The 19,453-nt window shown below is 63.9% G+C and carries 16 protein-coding genes; 9 read left to right on the top strand and 7 right to left on the bottom strand.

Features of this window, described 5'->3' with window-relative positions; translation table 11 throughout:
• Window position 1 precedes the first annotated feature (1 nt).
• Together PFZ56_RS11300 and PFZ56_RS11295 are read left to right on the top strand one after the other, a co-directional pair.
• A complete protein-coding gene (locus tag PFZ56_RS11300; protein ID WP_123393639.1) occupies window positions 2–1,231 on the top strand; it encodes an HlyC/CorC family transporter in 1,230 nt (409 codons plus the stop codon).
• Between the two features lie 301 nt (window positions 1,232–1,532).
• Window positions 1,533–2,849, top strand: a complete 1,317-nt coding sequence (locus PFZ56_RS11295; RefSeq protein ID WP_170001095.1) for an MFS transporter — start codon at window positions 1,533–1,535, stop codon at window positions 2,847–2,849.
• A gap of 77 nt (window positions 2,850–2,926) precedes the next feature.
• Here the strand turns inward: PFZ56_RS11295 and purT are convergent, their stop codons facing one another.
• The 5 genes from purT to PFZ56_RS11270 form a co-directional block, all read right to left on the bottom strand.
• Window positions 2,927–4,108, bottom strand: a complete 1,182-nt coding sequence (purT, locus tag PFZ56_RS11290; RefSeq protein WP_102878495.1) for a formate-dependent phosphoribosylglycinamide formyltransferase — start codon at window positions 4,106–4,108, stop codon at window positions 2,927–2,929.
• Window positions 4,109–4,207: 99 nt separating this feature from the next.
• The gene (locus PFZ56_RS11285; RefSeq protein WP_102878494.1) at window positions 4,208–4,675 is read right to left on the bottom strand and encodes a VUT family protein; all 468 of its coding nucleotides are present in this window, start codon (window positions 4,673–4,675) and stop codon (window positions 4,208–4,210) included.
• 131 nt (window positions 4,676–4,806) lie between these two features.
• The gene (locus PFZ56_RS11280) at window positions 4,807–5,022 is read right to left on the bottom strand and encodes a DUF1289 domain-containing protein (RefSeq protein ID WP_102861292.1); all 216 of its coding nucleotides are present in this window, start codon (window positions 5,020–5,022) and stop codon (window positions 4,807–4,809) included.
• Window positions 5,019–5,543, bottom strand: coding sequence for a gamma carbonic anhydrase family protein (locus PFZ56_RS11275; RefSeq protein ID WP_102878493.1), 525 nt, complete (start codon window positions 5,541–5,543; stop codon window positions 5,019–5,021). The genes PFZ56_RS11280 and PFZ56_RS11275 overlap by 4 nt, the downstream gene beginning before the upstream one ends.
• Before the next feature lie 56 nt (window positions 5,544–5,599).
• Window positions 5,600–6,199, bottom strand: a complete 600-nt coding sequence (locus tag PFZ56_RS11270; protein ID WP_102878492.1) for a CoA pyrophosphatase — start codon at window positions 6,197–6,199, stop codon at window positions 5,600–5,602.
• A gap of 146 nt (window positions 6,200–6,345) precedes the next feature.
• Here PFZ56_RS11270 and PFZ56_RS11265 point away from each other — a divergent pair, with 146 nt between their 5' ends.
• The 7 genes from PFZ56_RS11265 (at window position 6,346) to nagE (ending at window position 14,874) form a co-directional block, all read left to right on the top strand.
• The gene (locus tag PFZ56_RS11265; protein WP_170001096.1) at window positions 6,346–6,897 is read left to right on the top strand and encodes an NUDIX hydrolase; all 552 of its coding nucleotides are present in this window, start codon (window positions 6,346–6,348) and stop codon (window positions 6,895–6,897) included.
• A 49-nt stretch (window positions 6,898–6,946) separates the two neighbouring features.
• Window positions 6,947–7,450, top strand: a complete 504-nt coding sequence (locus PFZ56_RS11260; protein ID WP_170001097.1) for a murein L,D-transpeptidase family protein — start codon at window positions 6,947–6,949, stop codon at window positions 7,448–7,450.
• A gap of 274 nt (window positions 7,451–7,724) precedes the next feature.
• Window positions 7,725–8,456, top strand: coding sequence for a GntR family transcriptional regulator (locus PFZ56_RS11255; protein WP_102861287.1), 732 nt, complete (start codon window positions 7,725–7,727; stop codon window positions 8,454–8,456).
• 29 nt (window positions 8,457–8,485) lie between these two features.
• On the top strand, window positions 8,486–9,592 hold the full coding sequence (gene nagA / locus PFZ56_RS11250; protein ID WP_170001098.1) for an N-acetylglucosamine-6-phosphate deacetylase: 1,107 nt from the start codon (window positions 8,486–8,488) through the stop codon (window positions 9,590–9,592).
• Window positions 9,573–10,595 (top strand): SIS domain-containing protein, encoded by a 1,023-nt coding sequence (locus tag PFZ56_RS11245; protein WP_110596442.1) that lies wholly within the window; start codon window positions 9,573–9,575, stop codon window positions 10,593–10,595. Before nagA ends, PFZ56_RS11245 begins: the two co-directional genes overlap by 20 nt.
• Window positions 10,596–10,622: 27 nt before the next feature.
• Entirely contained in the window at window positions 10,623–13,145 is a 2,523-nt protein-coding gene (ptsP, locus tag PFZ56_RS11240; RefSeq protein ID WP_170001099.1) for a phosphoenolpyruvate--protein phosphotransferase, read from the top strand.
• 22 nt (window positions 13,146–13,167) lie between these two features.
• Window positions 13,168–14,874 carry an N-acetylglucosamine-specific PTS transporter subunit IIBC gene (gene nagE, locus PFZ56_RS11235; RefSeq protein ID WP_170001100.1) on the top strand — a complete coding sequence of 569 codons (1,707 nt, stop codon included), beginning with the start codon at window positions 13,168–13,170 and terminating at the stop codon, window positions 14,872–14,874.
• Window positions 14,875–14,997: 123 nt separating this feature from the next.
• Here nagE and PFZ56_RS11230 read toward each other — a convergent pair whose 3' ends face one another.
• Window positions 14,998–15,309, bottom strand: coding sequence for a YqfO family protein (locus tag PFZ56_RS11230; protein WP_016967836.1), 312 nt, complete (start codon window positions 15,307–15,309; stop codon window positions 14,998–15,000).
• Window positions 15,310–15,314: 5 nt separating this feature from the next.
• Window positions 15,315–19,211: a phosphoribosylformylglycinamidine synthase gene (purL, locus tag PFZ56_RS11225; RefSeq protein ID WP_170001101.1), complete on the bottom strand. Its 3,897-nt coding sequence runs from the start codon at window positions 19,209–19,211 to the stop codon at window positions 15,315–15,317.
• Window positions 19,212–19,453 lie beyond the last annotated feature (242 nt).

Below are 19,453 nucleotides of genomic sequence, written 5' to 3'. Positions count from 1 at the left end.
CATGACCGACTCCTTGCCCTCCGGGCCCATGCTCGCGGTAATCGCCCTGCTGATTGTCTGGTCGGGGCTGTTCACTGCCATCGATGCCGCCCAGCAGCACCTGCTGACCCAACGCAACGGCTCACGCTCAGGCGACAAACCGACGGCACAGCTGGCCTTCCCCAAGGAAAGCCTGATCCTGTGCAACACCCTGTGCCGAGTCCTGGCGGTGATCATCAGCACCTTGCTGGCGCTGTTCTACTGGGCGGAAAACGGCCCCTGGCTGGCCTGCCTGATCAGCACCAGCGGCTTGCTGGTGTTGGCCGAGTACTTGCCCCGCACCCTGGCTTTGCGCTACCCGGAAAGCACTCTGAGCTTTGGCAACAGCCTGCTGGCCATCCCCATGAAGCTTGTCTATCCCCTGGCCTGGCTGCTGCAGGCCATCGGCCAGTTGCTGTTGCGCCCGTTCGCCGCCAAGGCCAGCGCGGTCAAGCACAGCGAAGACGATCCGGCACGGCTGGACGATGAGCCCGCCCCCCAGGAACACCACGCCCTGTCCGGCATCCACGCCCTGGACAAGATCACGGTCAATGACATCCTGGTGCCTCGCAGCGAAGTGGACGGCATCAACCTGGACGACTCCATCGACGAGATCATCGCCCAACTGCGCCTGAACAAACGCACGCGCCTGCCAGTGTTCCACAGCGATATCAATCAGGTGGAGGCTGTCCTTAATACCCGCCAGATCCGGCACCTGCTGCCGGACGCCAGCCTGACCAAGGAAACCCTGCTGGCCGCCTGCCACGAACCCTACTTCGTCCCCGAAAGCACCCCGTTGCAGTTACAGCTGCTCAATTTCCACAAGCAGCAGCGGCGCCTGGGCATGGTGGTGGACGAATACGGCGAAGTGCTGGGCATCGTCACCCTGGAAGACATCCTCGAAGAAATCGTCGGCGAGTTCGAAAACGAGCACAGCCTGGACAACCCCCATATCCACCCACAGGCCGATGGCCGTTATGTGGTGGAGGGCGCGGCATCGATCCGTGAACTGAACAAGAGCCTGGGCTGGCACCTGCCCAGCGACGGCCCCAAGACCCTCAACGGCCTGGTCACCGAAGCCCTGGAAACCATTCCCGACAGCGCCGTGTGCCTGAAGATCGGCCGCTACCGCCTGGAAATCCTCGAAACCGAGGAAAACCGTGTCAGCCGCGTACTGCTCTGGCACACCAGCAGCGTTCCCGCCCGGACCTGACTCGATGCTGATGCCTGCGCCCTGAACCTCTGCAAAGGAGTTTCGGGGCCTGGCGCAGTCATGCAAAACCACCAACGACCACAACCCTTGTTGGATCGTTAGCAGCCTTTCTATAATCGCGCTGCTTACCCAAGCCCCGCAGATCCGCGTGCTACCCGCACCGAGAGCGATCCTGCATGCATCACCCGCCACTGTTCGACGTCACTCCCATCCCGAGTGACGACCGCGCCAAACCCACATCCCTGGGTGCTCGACCATAATAATTCGCTCCACTGGAGCACAGACTGTCAGGGATATCCGCATGACGACCAACACCGCCTACAGCGCCTGCGCGCCCGCTCAACCGAGCAATTCCACCACCCGGGTGGCCACCGCCAGCTTTATCGGCACCGCCATCGAGTTCTACGACTTCTACGTCTACGCCACCGCCGCTGCGCTGGTGATCGGGCCGGTATTCTTCCCCCAGACGTCCGGCACCGCCCAGATGCTCTCGGCCTTTCTGACCTTTGGCATTGCCTTCCTCGCCCGCCCCCTGGGTTCGGCGCTGTTCGGCCACTTTGGCGACCGTATCGGACGCAAATCGACCCTGGTCGCCTCCCTGCTGCTGATGGGGGTGTGCACCACCCTGATCGGCGTGCTGCCGGGCTATGCCAGCATCGGAGCCTGGGCGCCGATCCTGCTTTGCGTATTGCGCTTCGGCCAAGGGCTGGGGCTGGGAGGCGAATGGGGTGGCGCAGCCCTGCTGGCCACGGAAAACGCTCCGCAAGGCAAGCGCGCCTGGTTCGGCATGTTCCCACAACTGGGCCCCTCCATCGGTTTTCTCGCCGCCAACGGCCTGTTCCTGGCCCTGGCCATGGGCCTGGATGACGAACAGTTCCGCTCCTGGGGCTGGCGCATTCCGTTTCTGCTCAGCGCGGCGCTGGTGATGGTGGGCCTGTATGTGCGCCTGAAGCTGCACGAAACCCCGGTGTTCGCCAACGCCGTGGCACGCCAGGAACGGGTGAAAATGCCACTGGTGGAGCTCTTCAGCCAGTACTGGCTGCCAGTGCTGCTGGGCGCCGCGTCGATGGTGGTGTGCTACGCGCTGTTCTACATTTCCACGGTATTTTCCCTGAGCTACGGTGTCGCCACCCTGGGCTACAGCCGGGAAACCTTCCTCGGCCTGCTGTGTTTCGCAGTGCTGTTCATGGCCGCGGCCACGCCCCTGTCGGCCTGGGCCAGCGACCGTTTCGGGCGCAAGCCCGTGCTGATTGTCGGTGCCGTGCTGGCTATTCTCTCCGGCTTCACCATGGAACCCTTGCTGACTCAGGGCTCCACCGCCGGTGTGGCGCTGTTTCTGTGCATTGAGCTGTTCCTGATGGGGGTGACCTTCGCCCCGATGGGCGCGCTGCTGCCGGAACTGTTTCCGACCCATGTGCGCTATACCGGCGCATCGGCGGCTTACAACCTGGGGGGCATTGTCGGTGCTTCGGCCGCACCCTTCTTCGCCCAGAAGCTGGTGGCGATGGGTGGGTTGAGCTGGGTAGGCGGGTATGTGTCGGGGGCGGCGATCCTGAGCTTGATCGCGGTGCTGTGCTTGAAGGAAACGCGCAATAACGATCTGAATCGGGTCGTCTGAGCGACCGCTTCGCGAGCAAGCTCGCTCCTACAGGTTCAATGCAAACCTTGTGGAAGCCAGCTTGCTCGCGATGTTTCTCAGAGTTCGACCACTACCGCTTGCGCAGCGCGGGTCGCCTTGGCCCGGGCGGCCTCGATCGACTCATCACGAGCCAGAGCCACGCCCATGCGGCGCTGGCCGTTGACCTCAGGCTTGCCGAACAGGCGCAGCGCAGTGTCCGGCTCGCTCAGGGCGACGCCGAGGTTGGCGAACGCGGTCTGGGTGGATTTGCCTTCTACCAGAATCACTGCCGAAGCCGATGGACCGAACTGACGGATCAGCGGAATCGGCAAGCCGAGGATCGCCCGCGCATGCAGGGCGAACTGGGACAAGTCCTGGGAAATCAGGGTCACCAGGCCGGTGTCATGGGGACGCGGCGACACTTCGCTGAACCACACCTGATCGCCCTTGATGAACAGCTCCACGCCGAACAGGCCGCGGCCGCCCAGGGCTTCGGTCACTGCCTTGGCCACACGCTCGGATTCGGCCAGGGCTTTGGGGCTCATGGCCTGAGGCTGCCAGGATTCCTGATAGTCGCCCTTTTCCTGACGATGACCGACCGGCGCACAGAAAGTGGTGCCGCCTACGTGGCGCACGGTCAGCAGGGTGATCTCGTAGTCAAAATCGATGAAGCCCTCGATGATCACCCGGCCCTTGCCGGCACGCCCGCCTTCCTGGGCGTAGTCCCAGGCTTTCTGTACGTCATCGACACTGCGCAGCAGGCTCTGGCCCTTGCCCGAGGAGCTCATCACCGGCTTGACCACGCAAGGGAAACCCAGGTCTTGCACCGCCTTGGAATAGTCTTCGAAGGTATCGGCGAAATGGTAAGGCGAGGTCGGCAGGTCCAGCTCCTCAGCCGCCAGACGACGAATGCCTTCACGGTTCATGGTCAGCGAAGTGGCCCGGGCGGTGGGGATTACGGTGAAGCCTTCAGCTTCCAGTTCCACCAGGGTCGCGGTAGCGATGGCTTCGATTTCCGGAACGATGAAGTGCGGCTTCTCAGCCTCGATCACCGCCCGCAGGGCCGCACCGTCGAGCATGTTGATCACGTGACTGCGATGGGCCACCTGCATCGCCGGCGCATTGGCGTAGCGGTCCACGGCAATCACCTCGACACCCAGGCGTTGCAGCTCGATCACCACTTCCTTGCCCAACTCACCACAGCCACAAAGCAAGACGCGGGTCGCGGTTGGCGACAATGGAGTTCCGATACGAGTCATCTGAAGGTCCTCAAAGGAGCGGATCATCGAGGGCCGAGCGCCAGGCGGGCGACCCATGGGGAAAGAGCGCGGCATTTTACATGAACCGCGGGGTTTGACTCAGCCGGCGCACGCCGCTTTGCGCAAACGCCAGGCCATCGCCAGCCAGACCACGGTGACCCCGGCGAACTTCGACCCCAGGGCGGTCAGCACGACCCCGGGGGTCAGCGCATCGATCATGCCGTAGAAGATGAAGGTATCCAGGGGAATGCTCAGGGCCGAACTGATCCACAGGCGATCATGCAGGGGCCGCTTGGTGATGCTGAACACCAGCCAGTCGATGCATTCCGAGACGGCGAATGCCGTGGCACTGGCCAGAGCAATGGTCGGGTCGGAGGTGACATAGGACAACACCAGGGCTGCCAGCATGGCGACGATGGCGCCATGGCCGAAGCGAGTCTGCACCATGTCCCGCAGGACAAACACCAGCCCGCCCCAGGCCGACCAGACGATATCCAGTTGCGGCGCGACGGAAAAGGCGTAATTGATCAGCACGACGCTGCTGATATAGGCGATCAGGAAAAGCATGGGGACCAAGGGTACCTATCGGGAAGGAGCACAGGTTACTGCAGGCCCGGGGTTGGGCCAAGAAACCCTTGCGCCGGCAGCTGGCTCCTAGGCATCGCCTGCGGGAGCTGGCTTGCCGGCGAACGGGCGGATCAGCTCGCCGAGCTGGAGCCGATCATCCACAGCAAGCCACTGGATTTGGCCCGCTCATGGCACAGGGCCAGGACTGCGCGGCGCTCGCTGTTGTCCATGCGACTCCAGCGGGTGATTTCATCCACCGTGCGCTGACAGCCAGTGCAAATGTCCTGCTCATCCAGGGCACAGATGCTCACGCAAGGTGAGGCGACGGGTCTTTCAGGGGCGGTCATTGTTCTTGCTCAACCAGGTCTCGGGCATAACGTTGAGCATTATGAACGTAGTGGGCGGCGCTGGCTTCGAGCATTTTCTTCTGCGCCTCGGTCAGTTCGCGAACCACTTTGCCCGGCGAGCCCATGACCAGCGAACCGTCAGGTATTTCCTTGCCTTCGCCGATCAGCGAATTGGCGCCGATGATGCAGTTCTTGCCGATCTTCGCGCCATTGAGAATGACCGCGTTGATACCAATCAGGCTGTAATCGCCCACGGTGCAGCCATGCAACATGGCGTTATGGCCGATGGTCACGCCGGTGCCCAGGGTCAGTGGAAAGCCCATGTCGGTGTGCATCACAGCGCCGTCCTGGACGTTGCTGTGCTTGCCGATCAGGATCAGTTCGTTGTCGCCACGCAGCACGGCGTTGAACCACACACTGGCCCCCTCTTCCAGCTTGACCTTACCCACCAAGGTGGCGTTCGGGGCCACCCAGCTCTGTGGATGGGTGTCGACTCGGGCGTCGCCCAGGCGGTATTTCATCTTGTTGTCCTTATGGTTCAGGCAGCCGCGGGTTTATGCCATGCCAAGCCATGGCTTCAGGTGTCGATAAAGGTTTTCGGCGGGTGATGCAGGCTGATCTTGGCGTCGTACAACAGGTTGACCAGTTCGACCACCATGATCGCGGTCAGCCCCCAGATCTTGTACTCGCCGAAGCGGTAGCTGGGGACGTACCAACTGCGGCCCTGATAGTCGATGCGGTGGGTGTGTTCACGGGGGTCCTGGCGAAAGAACTCCAGAGGGACACTGAAAACGGCAGCGATCTCGGCATCATTGGCCTGGTATTCGACATAGTCGGGAATCACCCCGACGTAGGGTGTGACCTTGATCCCGTGCAGGGAAATCAGTGGGCTCAAGGGGCCGATGACTTCCACCAGTCCCGGCGGCAGGCCGATTTCTTCTTCGGCCTCCCGTAGCGCGGTGAAGATCAGGTCCGGGTCTTCCGGATCGCGCCGGCCACCGGGGAAGGCCACTTCACCACCATGGGTCGAAAGCCCGCTGGCGCGCAGGGTCAGCACCAGCTCCGGTTCATCGCTGCGGGTGATGGGCACCAGCACCGCAGCCTCGGGAAAACGTCGGTCGGTCTCCAGCGTTCTTGGCGTGTAATGGCTTACCCGATGAAGTAGCTCGTCCAGCATGAGGCATCTCGATCTGTTGGCTACCGTGCATCATGCACCAATCCAATCGGTGGCCCAACCCCTGCTCTCGGGCATGTCGCTTAACGACAACTTGCCGACAATCGGGCGGCGCGCCAAGATAGCCCCAGCCTTTTCGGATACCCCACATGAATTTTTGCAGCCAGTGCGGCAACCCGGTGATCCAGCGCATTCCCGAAGGCGACTCGCGCCTGCGCTTCGTCTGCGATCACTGCCAGACCATCCACTACCAGAACCCCAACATCGTCGCCGGCTGCCTGGCCACCTGGGAGGGCAAGGTATTGCTCTGCCGTCGCGCCATCGAACCGCGCCTGGGCTACTGGACCCTGCCGGCGGGTTTCATGGAGAACGGCGAGACCGTGGAACAGGCGGCCATCCGCGAAACCTACGAGGAAGCCTGTGCCCGGGTACGCAACCTGAACCTCTACACCTTGATCGACGTGCCGCACATCAGCCAGGTGCATGTGTTCTTCCGCGCCGAACTGGCCGACCTGGACTTCGCCGCCGGTCCCGAGAGCCTGGAAGTGCAGCTGTTCGACGAAGCCGATATCCCTTGGTCCGAGCTGGCTTTCCGCACCGTCGGTCGTACCTTAGAATGCTTCTTCGCTGACCGGCGGGCACAGGCATTTGCCGTGCGCTCCGAATCCATTCCGCCGCTCTCTCAGCCTGCCATCAGTTAAACAATAAAAACGTGCACGGACTCTGTGCGCGCCTGGGGATATCGTGTCAATGCGCTGGTTGCTTGCCCTGCTGTGCTGTTCCGTCGTCACTCTGTCTCAGGCCTCCACGGTGGAAACCCTGGACGGCAAGGTCATCGAAAAGGTCCTGGTGCTCAAGTCCGCCCATCAACTGCAGTTGATCAATGGCGGCAAGCCACTGAAAACCTATCGGATTTCCCTGGGCAAGAAGCCCAAGGGGCCCAAGCTCATGGAAGGCGATAAACGCACCCCCGAAGGCCTCTACTGGCTCGACTGGCGCAAGACCAGCGAGCGCTACAACCTGGCCATGCACATCTCCTACCCGAACATCACCGATGCCGCCCGCTCGCGTCGCGAAGGGGTCAATCCCGGCAGCATGATCATGATCCATGGCACTCCAGACACCGAAGAGTTTCCCGAGCAGTACTTCCACACCCTGGACTGGACCGACGGCTGCATCGCCATGCGCAATGTCGACATGCGCGAAGTCTGGAGTCTGGTCAAAGACGGCACCCTGATCGAAATTCGCCCTTAATCCCTACAGCACAAAAAATATTTTCCTCCCCGCCGCCCTCCCCCGGCGCGCATACCACTTGGCGACCCGCCCCGGGTCGCCACCTCGAGCTATAGCCTTCGCGGCCAGACCTGCCTAATACCACTTCAATCCTTTACCCTCCTAAGCACCCCGAAAGCGCCGGATTTACTGCACCTCCACCTGATAGGTGGCGTTGACATGGTATTTAAGTGGTATTAGTTTTTCGGCATTACCGGGCGACAACAACCTCATAACCGCATCGGAAAACCTACAGATGAATCACCTCCTGACCCTGCGTCCCGACGACACTCAGCCGACCCCGCTGTACCTGCAACTGGCTCGCAACCTGGAAGCGGCGATTCACTCCGGCCAATGGAAAGCCGAGCAGGCGCTGCCTTCGGAACGCAACCTCAGCGAACTGCTGGGCATCTCCCGGGTGACTGCGCGCAAGGCCCTGGAAGTCCTCTTCGAACGGGGCCTGATCCGACGCAGCCAGGGCTCGGGCACTTTCATTACTCCGCGCCTTGAGCAACCGCTGTCGCGCCTTTCCGGGTTCAGCGAAATGCTGCGCCTCAAAGGTTTCGTCCCCGGCTCGCAATGGCTGGAACGCACACTGACCCCGCCGACCCACGAAGAGCTGATCCGCCTCGGCCTGTCGCCCAACGACAAGGTGGCGCGCCTCAAGCGCCTGCGCAAAGCCGACGATGCGGTCATGGCGATCGAGATGAGCACCTTGCCGGCCAGCATCATTGCCCAGCCCGAGGCCGTCGGCGATTCGCTCTACGAGTACCTCGACAGCATCGGCCGTCCCGTGGTCCGGGCCCTGCAGCACATCCAGGCGATCAACGCGTCGGACGAATTCGCCGCCCTGGTGGGCATCGCCCCCGGCACCGCGATGCTGCTGATGACCCGGGTCGGCTACCTGGAAGACAACACACCAATCGAAGTCACCGACACCTATTGCCGCAACGACTACTACGACTTCGTCGCCGAACTGCGACGCTGAATCCGCCCCCTGGAGCCAGAGAAACGCCCATGTCCGAAGACAACATCCTCACGCCCCAAGGCTGGGTCCGTGGCCGCCTGATCCATGAGCACGGCAAGGTCGTCGCCATCGAAGGCAGCCCCTGCGACCCGGCGGACAACGATCTGCCCTACCTGCTGCCGGGCTTTATCGACCTGCACGTCCACGGCGGTGGCGGCAAGGACGTCATGCAAGGCCGCACAGCCTTCGAGACCATCACCCGTACCCATGTGCGTTTCGGCACCACCTCGCTGCTGGCCACCACCATGACCGCCCCCAGCGAAGAAATCAGCCAGGTTCTGGCTGAGCTTGGAACCTACGCCGAGCAGCGCCCCCAGGGCTGCGCCCGGGTCCTCGGTGTGCACCTGGAAGGCCCGTACATCAATCCCGGCAAGCTCGGTGCACAACCCAACTTCGCCCACACCGCGCTCATGGCGGAAGTGGAGAAGTACCTGCAACTGGCGCCCATCCGGGTGATCACCATTGCCCCGGAAATCTCCGGCCACGACGCCCTGATCCGTGCCCTCAGCGCGCGTGGCGTGCGCATGCAGATCGGCCACACCCTGGGCAGCTACGAAGAAGGCGTGGCCGCCCTCGCCGCCGGCGCCACCAGCTTCACTCACCTATACAACGCCATGAGCCCGCTGCATCACCGCGAACCCGGCATCGTCGGTGCGGCCCTGGCCCACGCCCAGTACGCCGAGCTGATCCCCGACCTGCTGCACGTGCACCCCGGTGCCATGCGCGTGGCCCTGCGCTCGATCCCCTGTCTGTATTGCGTCACCGACTCCACCGCGGCCGCCGGCATGCCCGACGGTGAGTACAAGCTGGGCAGCCACACCGTGACCAAGTGCCTGGGCGGCGTGCGCCTGCCGGACGGCACCCTGGCCGGCAGCACCCTGACCATGGACCAGGCCCTGCGCAATCTGGTGAAGATCGGCCTGCCCCTGGCGGACGCTTCCCAACGCCTGTCGCAATTTCCCGCCGACTACCTCGGCATCCCTGAACGCGGCCGCCTGCAACCTGGCAGCTGGGCCGACAGCGTGCGCCTGGACCGCGCACTCACACTGACCGCCGTCATGGTCGAAGGAGAAGACATTGACTTCAAAAATGCTTGAAGAGGCCCTGTCCTCGCACGCTGCCGTAAGCAGTCAACTGCAGCACCTGGATGCGTCGCTGCTCGAAGTCGCCGGCCGCCTGCGTCGCCAGCCGCCACAAGTGGCCATGACCGTGGCCCGGGGCAGTTCGGACCATGCCGCCAGCTACTTCGCCTACCTGACCATGCAACAGGTGGGCATCCCGGTGGCCTCATTGCCGATGTCGGTGGTGACCATGCAACAGGCCCCCCTGCGGGTCAGCGGCCAGGCGGTGTTCGCCTTCTCGCAATCGGGCCAGAGCCCGGATCTGGTGAACAGCGTGCGCCTGCTGCGCAAGCGCGGTGCCCTGAGCGTGGCCATGGTCAATGCGCAAAACAGCCCTCTGGAGGCCGCCAGCGAATTCTCCCTGCCGCTGTACGCCGGTGCCGAGCAGAGCGTGGCCGCTACCAAGAGTTTCATTGCCACCCTCAGCGCCAGCGCCCGCCTGATCGGTCACTGGAACGAGGACAACCACCTGCTGGAAGCCGGCCTGGCGCTGCCCGAAGGCTTGCAGCAGGCCGCGACCCAGGACTGGGACCTGGCGGTCAACGCCCTGCGCGATTGCCAGCGGTTGATGGTCATCGGCCGCGGTGCCGGCTTCGCCATCGCCCAGGAAGCCGCGCTCAAGCTCAAGGAGACCTCGGCGATCCAGGCCGAAGCCTTCAGCAGCGCCGAAGTCCGCCACGGCCCGATGGCCCTGATCGACCACAACTACCCGTTGCTGGTGTTCGCCCCCCGGGGCGCCGAACAGGGCGGCCTGCTGAGCCTGGCCGCCGACATGCGCCAGCGCGGCGCCAAGGTGCTGCTGGCGGCACCGGATGACATCGGCGAACGGGACCTGACCCTGAGCCGCGCGGAACACCCGGCGCTGGACCCGATCCTGGCGATCCAGAGTTTCTATGTGATGGCCGCCGGCCTGGCCGAAGCCCGCAGCATGGACCCCGACCAGCCGCGTCACCTGAGCAAAGTGACCCGCACGCACTAAGCCCTTTTGATCGATGAGTACTGCGCCATGCACAACAACAATAACGACCTGACGCTCAGTGCCCCCCTCAGCGGGCCTGTCCTGCCGCTACACAGCGTCCCCGACCCGGTATTCGCCAGTGGCGCCATGGGTGACGGGATTGCCATCGACCCGCTCAACGACACCCTGCACGCCCCTTGCGCCGGTGAAGTAATCCAAGTGGCGCGCACCGGGCACGCCGTGACCCTGCGGGCAGCCAATGGTGCCGAACTGCTGCTGCACCTGGGCCTGGACACGGTCGAACTGCAAGGTGAAGGGTTTGCCCTGCTGGTGGAGCAAGGCCAGCAGGTCAGCGCCGGCCAGCCCCTGCTACGGGTTGACCTGGACCATGTGGCGCAGCATTGCCGAAGCCTGATCAGCCTGTTGATCCTGACCAACGGCGAGAGCTTCGACCTGCGCCCCCTGCCCCTGTCCGCGGTCAAGGTGGGCGAGCCCTTGCTGCACATCAGCCGACGCGCCAACGCTGGCCCGCAACCGCTGGCGCAAGAGCCATCCGAACAGCAGGCCAGCGCCCGGATCAAGGTAGCCCATCGCGGCGGCCTGCATGCTCGCCCTGCCGCCCTGGTGCGCCAGACCGCCCTGGGTTTCAACAGCCATTCGCAACTGACCTTCAAGGACAAGAGCGCCCCCTGCACCAGCCTGATCGCCCTGATGAGCCTGGGTATCGGTGAACAGGATGAAGTGCTGGTCAATTGCCAGGGCGCTGATTGCCAGGACGCCTTGCAGGCGATGCTGCTGACCCTCGGTACCGCCATGGCCGCAGATGCCCATGGCGAAACCCCGGCACCGGCACCGGTCGCCCAACGCCCCGTGGAAGATGGCGTGCTGCCGGGCGTCTGCGCCGCACCGGGCCTGGTGTGCGGGCCATTGGTGCGGCTCAACGCCATGGTCCTGGCAGAGGATCATGACCAGCATCCGCCCGAGCCCCAACGGCAAGCATTGAACGCCGCTCTGGACCAGGTGCGCGGAGAAATCCGCCACACCCTGGAGCAGGCCCGGCAACGCCGCGACCAGCAGGAACAGGACATTTTCAGCGCCCACCTGGCCCTGCTCGAAGACCCGACCCTGCTGGACGCCGCCGAAGCCGCCATTGCCCAGGGCCGCGCAGCCACCCATGCCTGGAGCGCGGCGATTGCCGAGCAATGCCAGATCCTGCAGCAACTGGGCAGTGCACTGCTGGCCGAACGCGCCAACGACCTGCGGGACCTGCAGCAACGCGTGCTGCGGGCCTTGCTGGGCGAAGCCTGGCACTACGACCTGCCACCCGGAGCGATCGTCGCCGCCGAGGAGTTGACCCCTTCCGACCTGCTGCAACTCAGCGCCCAGGGCGTGGCCGGGCTGTGCATGGCCGCCGGCGGCGCCACCTCCCATGTGGCGATCCTCGCCCGCGGCAAAGGCCTGCCCTGTCTGGTGGCCATGGGTCCGGAAGTGCTGGGCCTGGACGGCGACCGCCAGGTGGTGCTGGATGCCGACGGCGGGCGCCTGGAACTGGCACCCGGCCCGCAGCGCATCGCACAGGTGCAACAGGCTGGTGAAACCCTACGCCAGCGCCGTGCACTGCAACAGCAAAAAGCCCATGAGTCCGCCCTGACCCAGGACGGCCAGCAGATCGAGGTGGCAGCCAACGTGGCTTCCAGCAATGAAGCCCGGGACGCCCACCTGGGGGGCGCCGATGGCGTCGGCCTGCTGCGCACCGAGTTCCTGTTCGTCGATCGCCTGACCGCTCCGGATGAAGCCGAGCAGCTAAAGGCCTATCAGGCGGTGCTGGATGCCATGGGCGACAAGCCGGTGATCATCCGCACCATTGATGTTGGCGGCGACAAGCAACTGGACTACCTGCCTCTGCCAGTGGAAGCCAACCCGGTGCTGGGCCTGCGGGGCATCCGCCTGGCTCAGGCCCGCCCGGAACTGCTGGACCGGCAACTGCGGGCGCTGCTCCAGGTCAGCCCAGTGCAGCGCTGCCGGATCATGCTGCCAATGGTCACCGAAGTGGCCGAACTGCTGCATATCCGTCAGCGCCTGGATCGGCTCGCGGTGGAGCTGGGACTGAGCCAGCGCCCGGAGTTGGGGGTGATGATCGAAGTACCGGCTGCCGCGCTGATGGCCGAGCAACTGGCGGAACACGCCGACTTCCTGTCCATCGGCACCAACGACCTGTCCCAGTACACCCTGGCCATGGACCGCGACCACGCTGGCCTGGCAGCCCGGGTCGATGCCCTGCACCCCGCCCTGCTGCGGCTGATCGCTCAGACCTGTGCCGGCGCCGAGCGCCACGGACGCTGGGTCGGGGTTTGCGGTGCACTGGCTTCCGATCCGCTGGCCACCCCCGTCCTGATTGGCCTGGGGGTCAGCGAGCTGTCGGTCAGCCCGCCTCAGGTCGGCGAGATCAAGGACCGGGTTCGCCAACTGGACGCCGGCCAATGCCGCCACCTCAGCCAACCGCTGCTCAACCTGCCCGGCGCCACCGCAGTCCGTCAGGCCTGCGAACGGCTTTGGCCTCTGCACTCATAACAAGAATTCCAGGAGAGACGCCATGTACCAGTATTTCATCGAGGGCCTGCAACGCCTCGGCCGGGCGCTGATGCTACCCATTGCCATCCTGCCGATTGCCGGCCTGCTGCTGCGCCTGGGTGACACCGATCTGCTGAACATTCCCATCATCCACGATGCCGGACAGTCGATCTTCGGCAACCTGGCGCTGATCTTCGCCATCGGCATCGCCGTGGGCTTTGCCAAGGACAACAACGGCACCGCCGGACTCGCCGGGGCCATTGGCTACCTGGTCATGATCTCGACCCTCAAGGTGCTGGACGCCAGCATCAACATGGGCATGCTCGCCGGGATCATCAGCGGGCTGATGGCCGGCGCGCTGTACAACCGCTTCAAGGACATCAAACTGCCGGAGTACCTGGCGTTCTTCGGCGGTCGGCGCTTCGTGCCCATCGCCACCGGCTTTACCGCCGTGGGCCTGGGGGTGGCGTTCGGTCTGATCTGGCCGCCAATCCAGCACGGCATCAACAGCTTTGGCCAATTGCTGCTGGAGAGCGGCAGCTTCGGCGCCTTCGTCTTCGGTGTGTTCAATCGCCTGCTGATCGTCACCGGCCTGCACCACATCCTCAACAACATGGCCTGGTTCATCTTTGGCAGTTTCACCGACCCGAGCACCGGCGCGGTGGTCACTGGCGACCTGACCCGCTATTTCGCCGGCGACCCCAAAGGCGGCCAGTTCATGACCGGGATGTTCCCGGTGATGCTGTTCGGCCTGCCCGCCGCCTGCCTGGCGATGTACCGCAACACCCGGCCGGAGCGGCGCAAGGTGATGGGCGGGATCTTCCTGTCCATGGCCCTGACCTCCTTTCTGACCGGGGTCACCGAGCCCATCGAATTCGCCTTCATGTTCCTCGCGCCGCTGTTGTATCTGGTGCATGCACTGCTGACGGGCGTGGCCATGGCCCTGACCAATCTGCTGAACATCCACCTGGGCTTCACCTTCTCCGGTGGCGCCATCGACATGGCCCTGGGCTGGGGCCGCTCCACCAATGGCTGGAAGGTGTTTCCTGTGGGGCTGCTGTATGCGGTGGTGTACTACCTGGTGTTCGACTTCTGCATCCGCCGCTTCAACCTGAAGACACCGGGACGCGAGGACAGCCCCTCCGGCGAGAAATCCGAACTCAACGCCGATCAGCGTGCCGTGGCCTACATCAAGGCCCTGGGCGGCGCGAGCAACCTGATCACTGTCGGCGCTTGCACCACGCGCCTGCGCCTGGAACTGGCGGATCGCAGCCTGGCTGTGGACGCCGAACTGAAAACCTTGGGCGCCATGGCTGTGGTACGCCCCGGCAAGGGCGGCAGTTTGCAGGTGGTGGTGGGACCGATGGCCGACAGCATTGCCGACCAGATCCGCCTGGCACTGCCAACCTCGGCCACTGTCAGGGTGACGCCGACGCCTGTAGAAGCCGCACAGCAGATCGACATTTCCAACCAGGAAGCCCAGCAGTGGCTCAGCGCTCTGGGTGGTCGGGAAAATCTGTTGCAGATGGATTGCGTGGCCCTGACCCGGTTGCGGGTGCAACTCAGTGACAGCCGCAGCTTGTCGGAATCGGCGCTCAATGCCCTGGGCTGCCAGGGTACGCGGCGCCTGGAGGGGGATGTCTGGCACGTGCTGATTGGCGAGAAGGCCGAAGGATTGCAGGCCGCTCTGCAAACGCTGCTGCACAAGAAGGTGGAGGCGAGCGCCTGAAGCCGTCTTCGCCGGCAAGCCGGCACCTACACCGTTCCTATAGGTGCCGGCTTGCCTGAAAAGGCCCACAAAAAAGCCCGCTGACCGTCTCCGGTGCAGCGGGCTTTTTATCGGTGGATAACCTCAGAACGCTTCCAGACGCCAGACTTCATAGGCTGGCGTCTCGTAGGGATGGCTCTGCTTGAGGGCCGCCACTGCATCAGCAATCAGTTCATCGGCCACCACCAGCTCGACTTTCCATTCCTCCACTCGCTCCACCTGACCGGTCTGCCCGAGAAACGGCTGGCTGCCGTCCAACGGGCGAAACTGGCCCTGGCCGAGCACCTGCCAGGCGCACTGGTCATAGGCGCCGATACGTCCGCCACCGGCGGCAAATACGGCGCTCTTGACCAACTCCACATGGCTGGGAGGCACGAAGAAGCTGAGCTTGTACATCAGTCTCAGTTCACCCAGGCGCGAGCGTTGCGGAACATGCGCATCCACGCCGCGTCTTCGTTCCAGTCATCCGGACGCCAGGAGTTCTGCACGGCACGGAACACCCGCTCAGGGTGCGGCATCATGATGGTGACGCGACCGTCGCGGCTGGTGAGGCCGGTGATCCCGCGCGGCGAGCCGTTCGGGTTGGCCGGGTAACGCTCGGTGACCTTGCCATGGTTGTCGACGAAGCGCAGGGCCACGCAACCGGACAGATCGGCTTCCAGCAGCGCCTCTTCGCTTTCGAACTCCGCATGACCTTCACCGTGGGCGATGGCAATCGGCATCCGCGAGCCGGCCATGCCCTGCAGGAAGATCGAGTTCGACTCCTGAACCTGGACCATGGCCACCCGGGCTTCGAACTGCTCGGAGCGGTTGCGCACGAAGTGCGGCCAGAACTCGCTGCCCGGGATCAGCTCGTGCAGGTTGGACATCATCTGGCAACCGTTGCACACACCCAGGGTGAAGCTGTCGGTACGTTCGAAGAAGCCCTGGAAGGCATCCCGCGCGCGGCTGTTGAACAGCGCCGACTTGGCCCAGCCTTCACCGGCACCCAGTACATCGCCGTAGGAGAAGCCGCCGCAGGCAACCATGCCCTTGAAGTCGTTGAGGTCGACACGACCGGCGAGGATATCGCTCATGTGCACGTCGATAGCGTTGAAGCCGGCGCGGTCGAAAGCCGCAGCCATTTCCACCTGGCCGTTGACGCCCTGCTCACGCAGCACCGCCACCTGGGGACGCACGCCTTTCTTGATGTACGGCGCGGCGATGTCCTGGTTGACGTCGAAGCCCAGCTTGACGCTCAGCCCCGGGTTGTCTTCTTCCAGCAGGACATCGAATTCCTGCTCGGCGCACTCGGCGTTGTCCCGCAGGCGCTGGATCTGGTAGCTGGTTTCTGCCCACTGACGCTGCAGCAGACGACGCTGGCCGGTGAATACGCTTTCGCCGTTGTAGGAGATGCTCACTTCACCGTTGTTGATCGGCTGGCCGATCACGGCCACGCAGTCGCCCAGGCCGGCAGCGCTGAACTGGGCCAGCACGTCCGGGGTCGCGTCCTGACGCACCTGGATCACCGCACCCAGTTCTTCGTTGAACAGGATGGCGGCGATTTCCGCAGCGTTTTCCGCGACAGCGTCGAGGCTCAGGTTCAGGCCGCAGTGACCGGCGAAGGCCATTTCCACGGCAGTGACCAGCAGACCGCCATCGGAACGGTCGTGGTAGGCCAACAGGTGACCGTCGGCGTTGAGGCCCTGGATCACCGCGAAGAAGGCTTTTAGGTCTTCGGCGTCATCGACGTCCGGCGCTTGCTTGCCGAGCTTGCCGTGGGTCTGGGCCAGGATCGAGGCGCCCATGCGGTTCTGACCGCGACCGAGGTCGATCAGGATCAGGTCGGTGGTGCCCTTGTCCATGCGCAGTTGCGGGGTCAGGGTCTGACGAATGTCCGCAACCGGTGCGAAGCCAGTGACGATCAGCGACAGCGGCGAGGTGACGCTCTTGTCCACGCCCTCTTCGTTCCAGCGGGTGGCCATGGACATCGAGTCCTTGCCCACCGGGATGGTGATGCCCAGCTCTGGGCACAGCTCCATGCCCACCGCCTTGACGGTGTCGTACAGACGCGCATCTTCGCCCGGGTGGCCGGCAGCCGACATCCAGTTGGCGGAGAGCTTGATGTCGCTGATCTTGTTGATCCGCGACGCTGCGATGTTGGTCAGAGTCTCGCCGATGGCCATGCGGCCGGACGCCGGGGCATCCAGCAGGGCCAGCGGAGTGCGCTCGCCCATGGCCATGGCTTCACCGGTGTAGACGTCGAAACTGGTGGCGGTCACGGCCACGTCGGCCACCGGCACCTGCCACGGGCCGACCATCTGGTCGCGAGCCACGAGGCCGGTGATGGTGCGGTCACCGATGGTGATCAGGAAGCTCTTGCTGGCCACGGCCGGGTGATGCAGGACGCGCTCGATGCTCTCGGCGATATCCAGGGTGCTTGGATCGAAATCATCACCCAACTCGGTTTCCCGAACCGCCGAACGGTGCATGCGCGGGGCCTTGCCCAGCAGCACTTCCAGCGGCATGTCCACCGGGCTGTTGCCGAAGTGGCTGTCGGTCACGGTCAGCTGTGGCTCGGCAGTGGCTTCGCCGACCACCGCGAATGGGCAGCGCTCGCGCTCGCAGATGGCCTTGAAGCGCTCGAAGTCTGCTGCGCCCACCGCCAGGACATAACGCTCCTGGGATTCGTTGGACCAGATTTCGTGCGGGGCCATGCCCGGCTCGTCGTTGGGGATGTTGCGCAGTTCGAAGCGACCGCCACGGCCGCCGTCGTTGACCAGTTCCGGGAAGGCGTTGGACAGGCCGCCGGCACCCACGTCGTGGATGAAGCTGATGGGGTTGTTGTCCCCCAGTTGCCAGCAACGGTCGATGACTTCCTGGCAACGGCGTTCCATTTCCGGGTTTTCACGTTGTACCGAAGCAAAATCCAGGTCCGCCGAGCTGGTGCCGGTGGCCATGGAGGATGCCGCGCCGCCGCCCAGGCCGATGAGCATGGCCGGGCCGCCGAGGACGATCAGCTTGGAGCCGACGGTGATCTCGCCTTTCTGCACGTGTTCGTCACGGATATTGCCCATGCCGCCTGCCAGCATGATCGGCTTGTGGTAACCACGAACTTCATCGCCACGAGGCGTGGTAATGGATTGCTCGAAGGTACGGAAATAACCGGTCAGGGCCGGACGGCCGAATTCGTTGTTGAACGCAGCGCCGCCCAGTGGGCCTTCGATCATGATGTCGAGGGCGGTGACGATGCGCTCTGGCTTGCCATACGGCACTTCCCACGGCTGCTCGAAGCCCGGGATCTGCAGGTTGGACACGGTAAAACCGGTGAGGCCGGCTTTCGGCTTGGCGCCGCGACCGGTAGCACCTTCGTCACGGATTTCGCCGCCGGAACCGGTGGAGGCGCCAGGGAATGGAGCAATGGCAGTCGGGTGGTTGTGGGTCTCGACCTTCATCAGGATGTGCACCGGCTCCTGCACCGCACCGTATTGGCGGGTATCAGGGTTCGGGTAGAAACGCCCGGCAACGGAACCGACGATGACCGCCGCGTTGTCCTTATAAGCAGAAAGCACACCTTCGCTGTGCATCTGATAGGTGTTCTTGATCATGCCGAACAGGCTTTTTTCCTGGCTCTGACCGTCGATGTCCCAACTGGCGTTGAAAATCTTGTGGCGACAGTGCTCGGAGTTGGCCTGGGCGAACATCATCAGTTCGATGTCGTGGGGATTACGCTTGAGGCCCTGGAAGGCGTTCATCAGGTAATCGATTTCGTCTTCGGCCAGGGCCAGGCCCAGTTCGCTGTTGGCTTTTTCCAACGCGGCGCGACCACCGCCGAGAATGTCGATGGCCGTCAGCGGCTTGGGTTCGGCGTGGCTGAACAAGCCGGCAGCCTGCTCCAGGTTACCCACGACGATCTGAGTCATGCGATCGTGCAGCGCTTCGGCGATCAACTGCGCATCAGCGTCGCTGAACTCACCGGCGACGTAGAAAGCGATACCACGCTCCAGGCGCTGGATCTTCGCCAAGCCACAGTTACGGGCGATGTCGCTGGCCTTGCTCGACCAGGGCGAGATGGTGCCGAAACGCGGCAGGACCAGGAACAGACGGCCGGTCGGCTCTTGTACCGGAACACTTGGGCCGTACTTCAGAAGGCGCGCAAGCACCTGCTGTTCGTCGCCGGTCAGGACGCCGGTGACTTCGGCGAAGTGAGCGAATTCAGCATACAAGCCACTGACAGCCGGAACCTTCTGGCTCAGTTGCTCAAGGAGTTTGCTGTGGCGAAAGGCAGAAAGGGCAGGAGCGCCGCGCAGGATCAACATCTTCGGGACAGCCTCGGGAAGGGGGTGTGCTTTGAGGCCGTGCATTCTAACGTAAACCGTTGGCATCGGCACTCGAAACGCAAACCGGGGTGCCCCCGGACGTCGGCCCAGACCCGACGGCCTATAACAAAGGCTCATCAAGGTCATTGCCGTAGGTTATTTTAATCGTCATATAGACGGCCGAAGCCCCATTCTTGAGGCCTCCAGCCCAGGCCACCCGGCGCTAGCAGACAAGCCCTTCG

The sequence above is a fragment of the Pseudomonas danubii genome (assembly GCF_042980055.1).
Classification (GTDB): domain Bacteria; phylum Pseudomonadota; class Gammaproteobacteria; order Pseudomonadales; family Pseudomonadaceae; genus Aquipseudomonas; species Aquipseudomonas danubii.
This window is presented reverse-complemented; position numbering and strand designations above follow the sequence as displayed.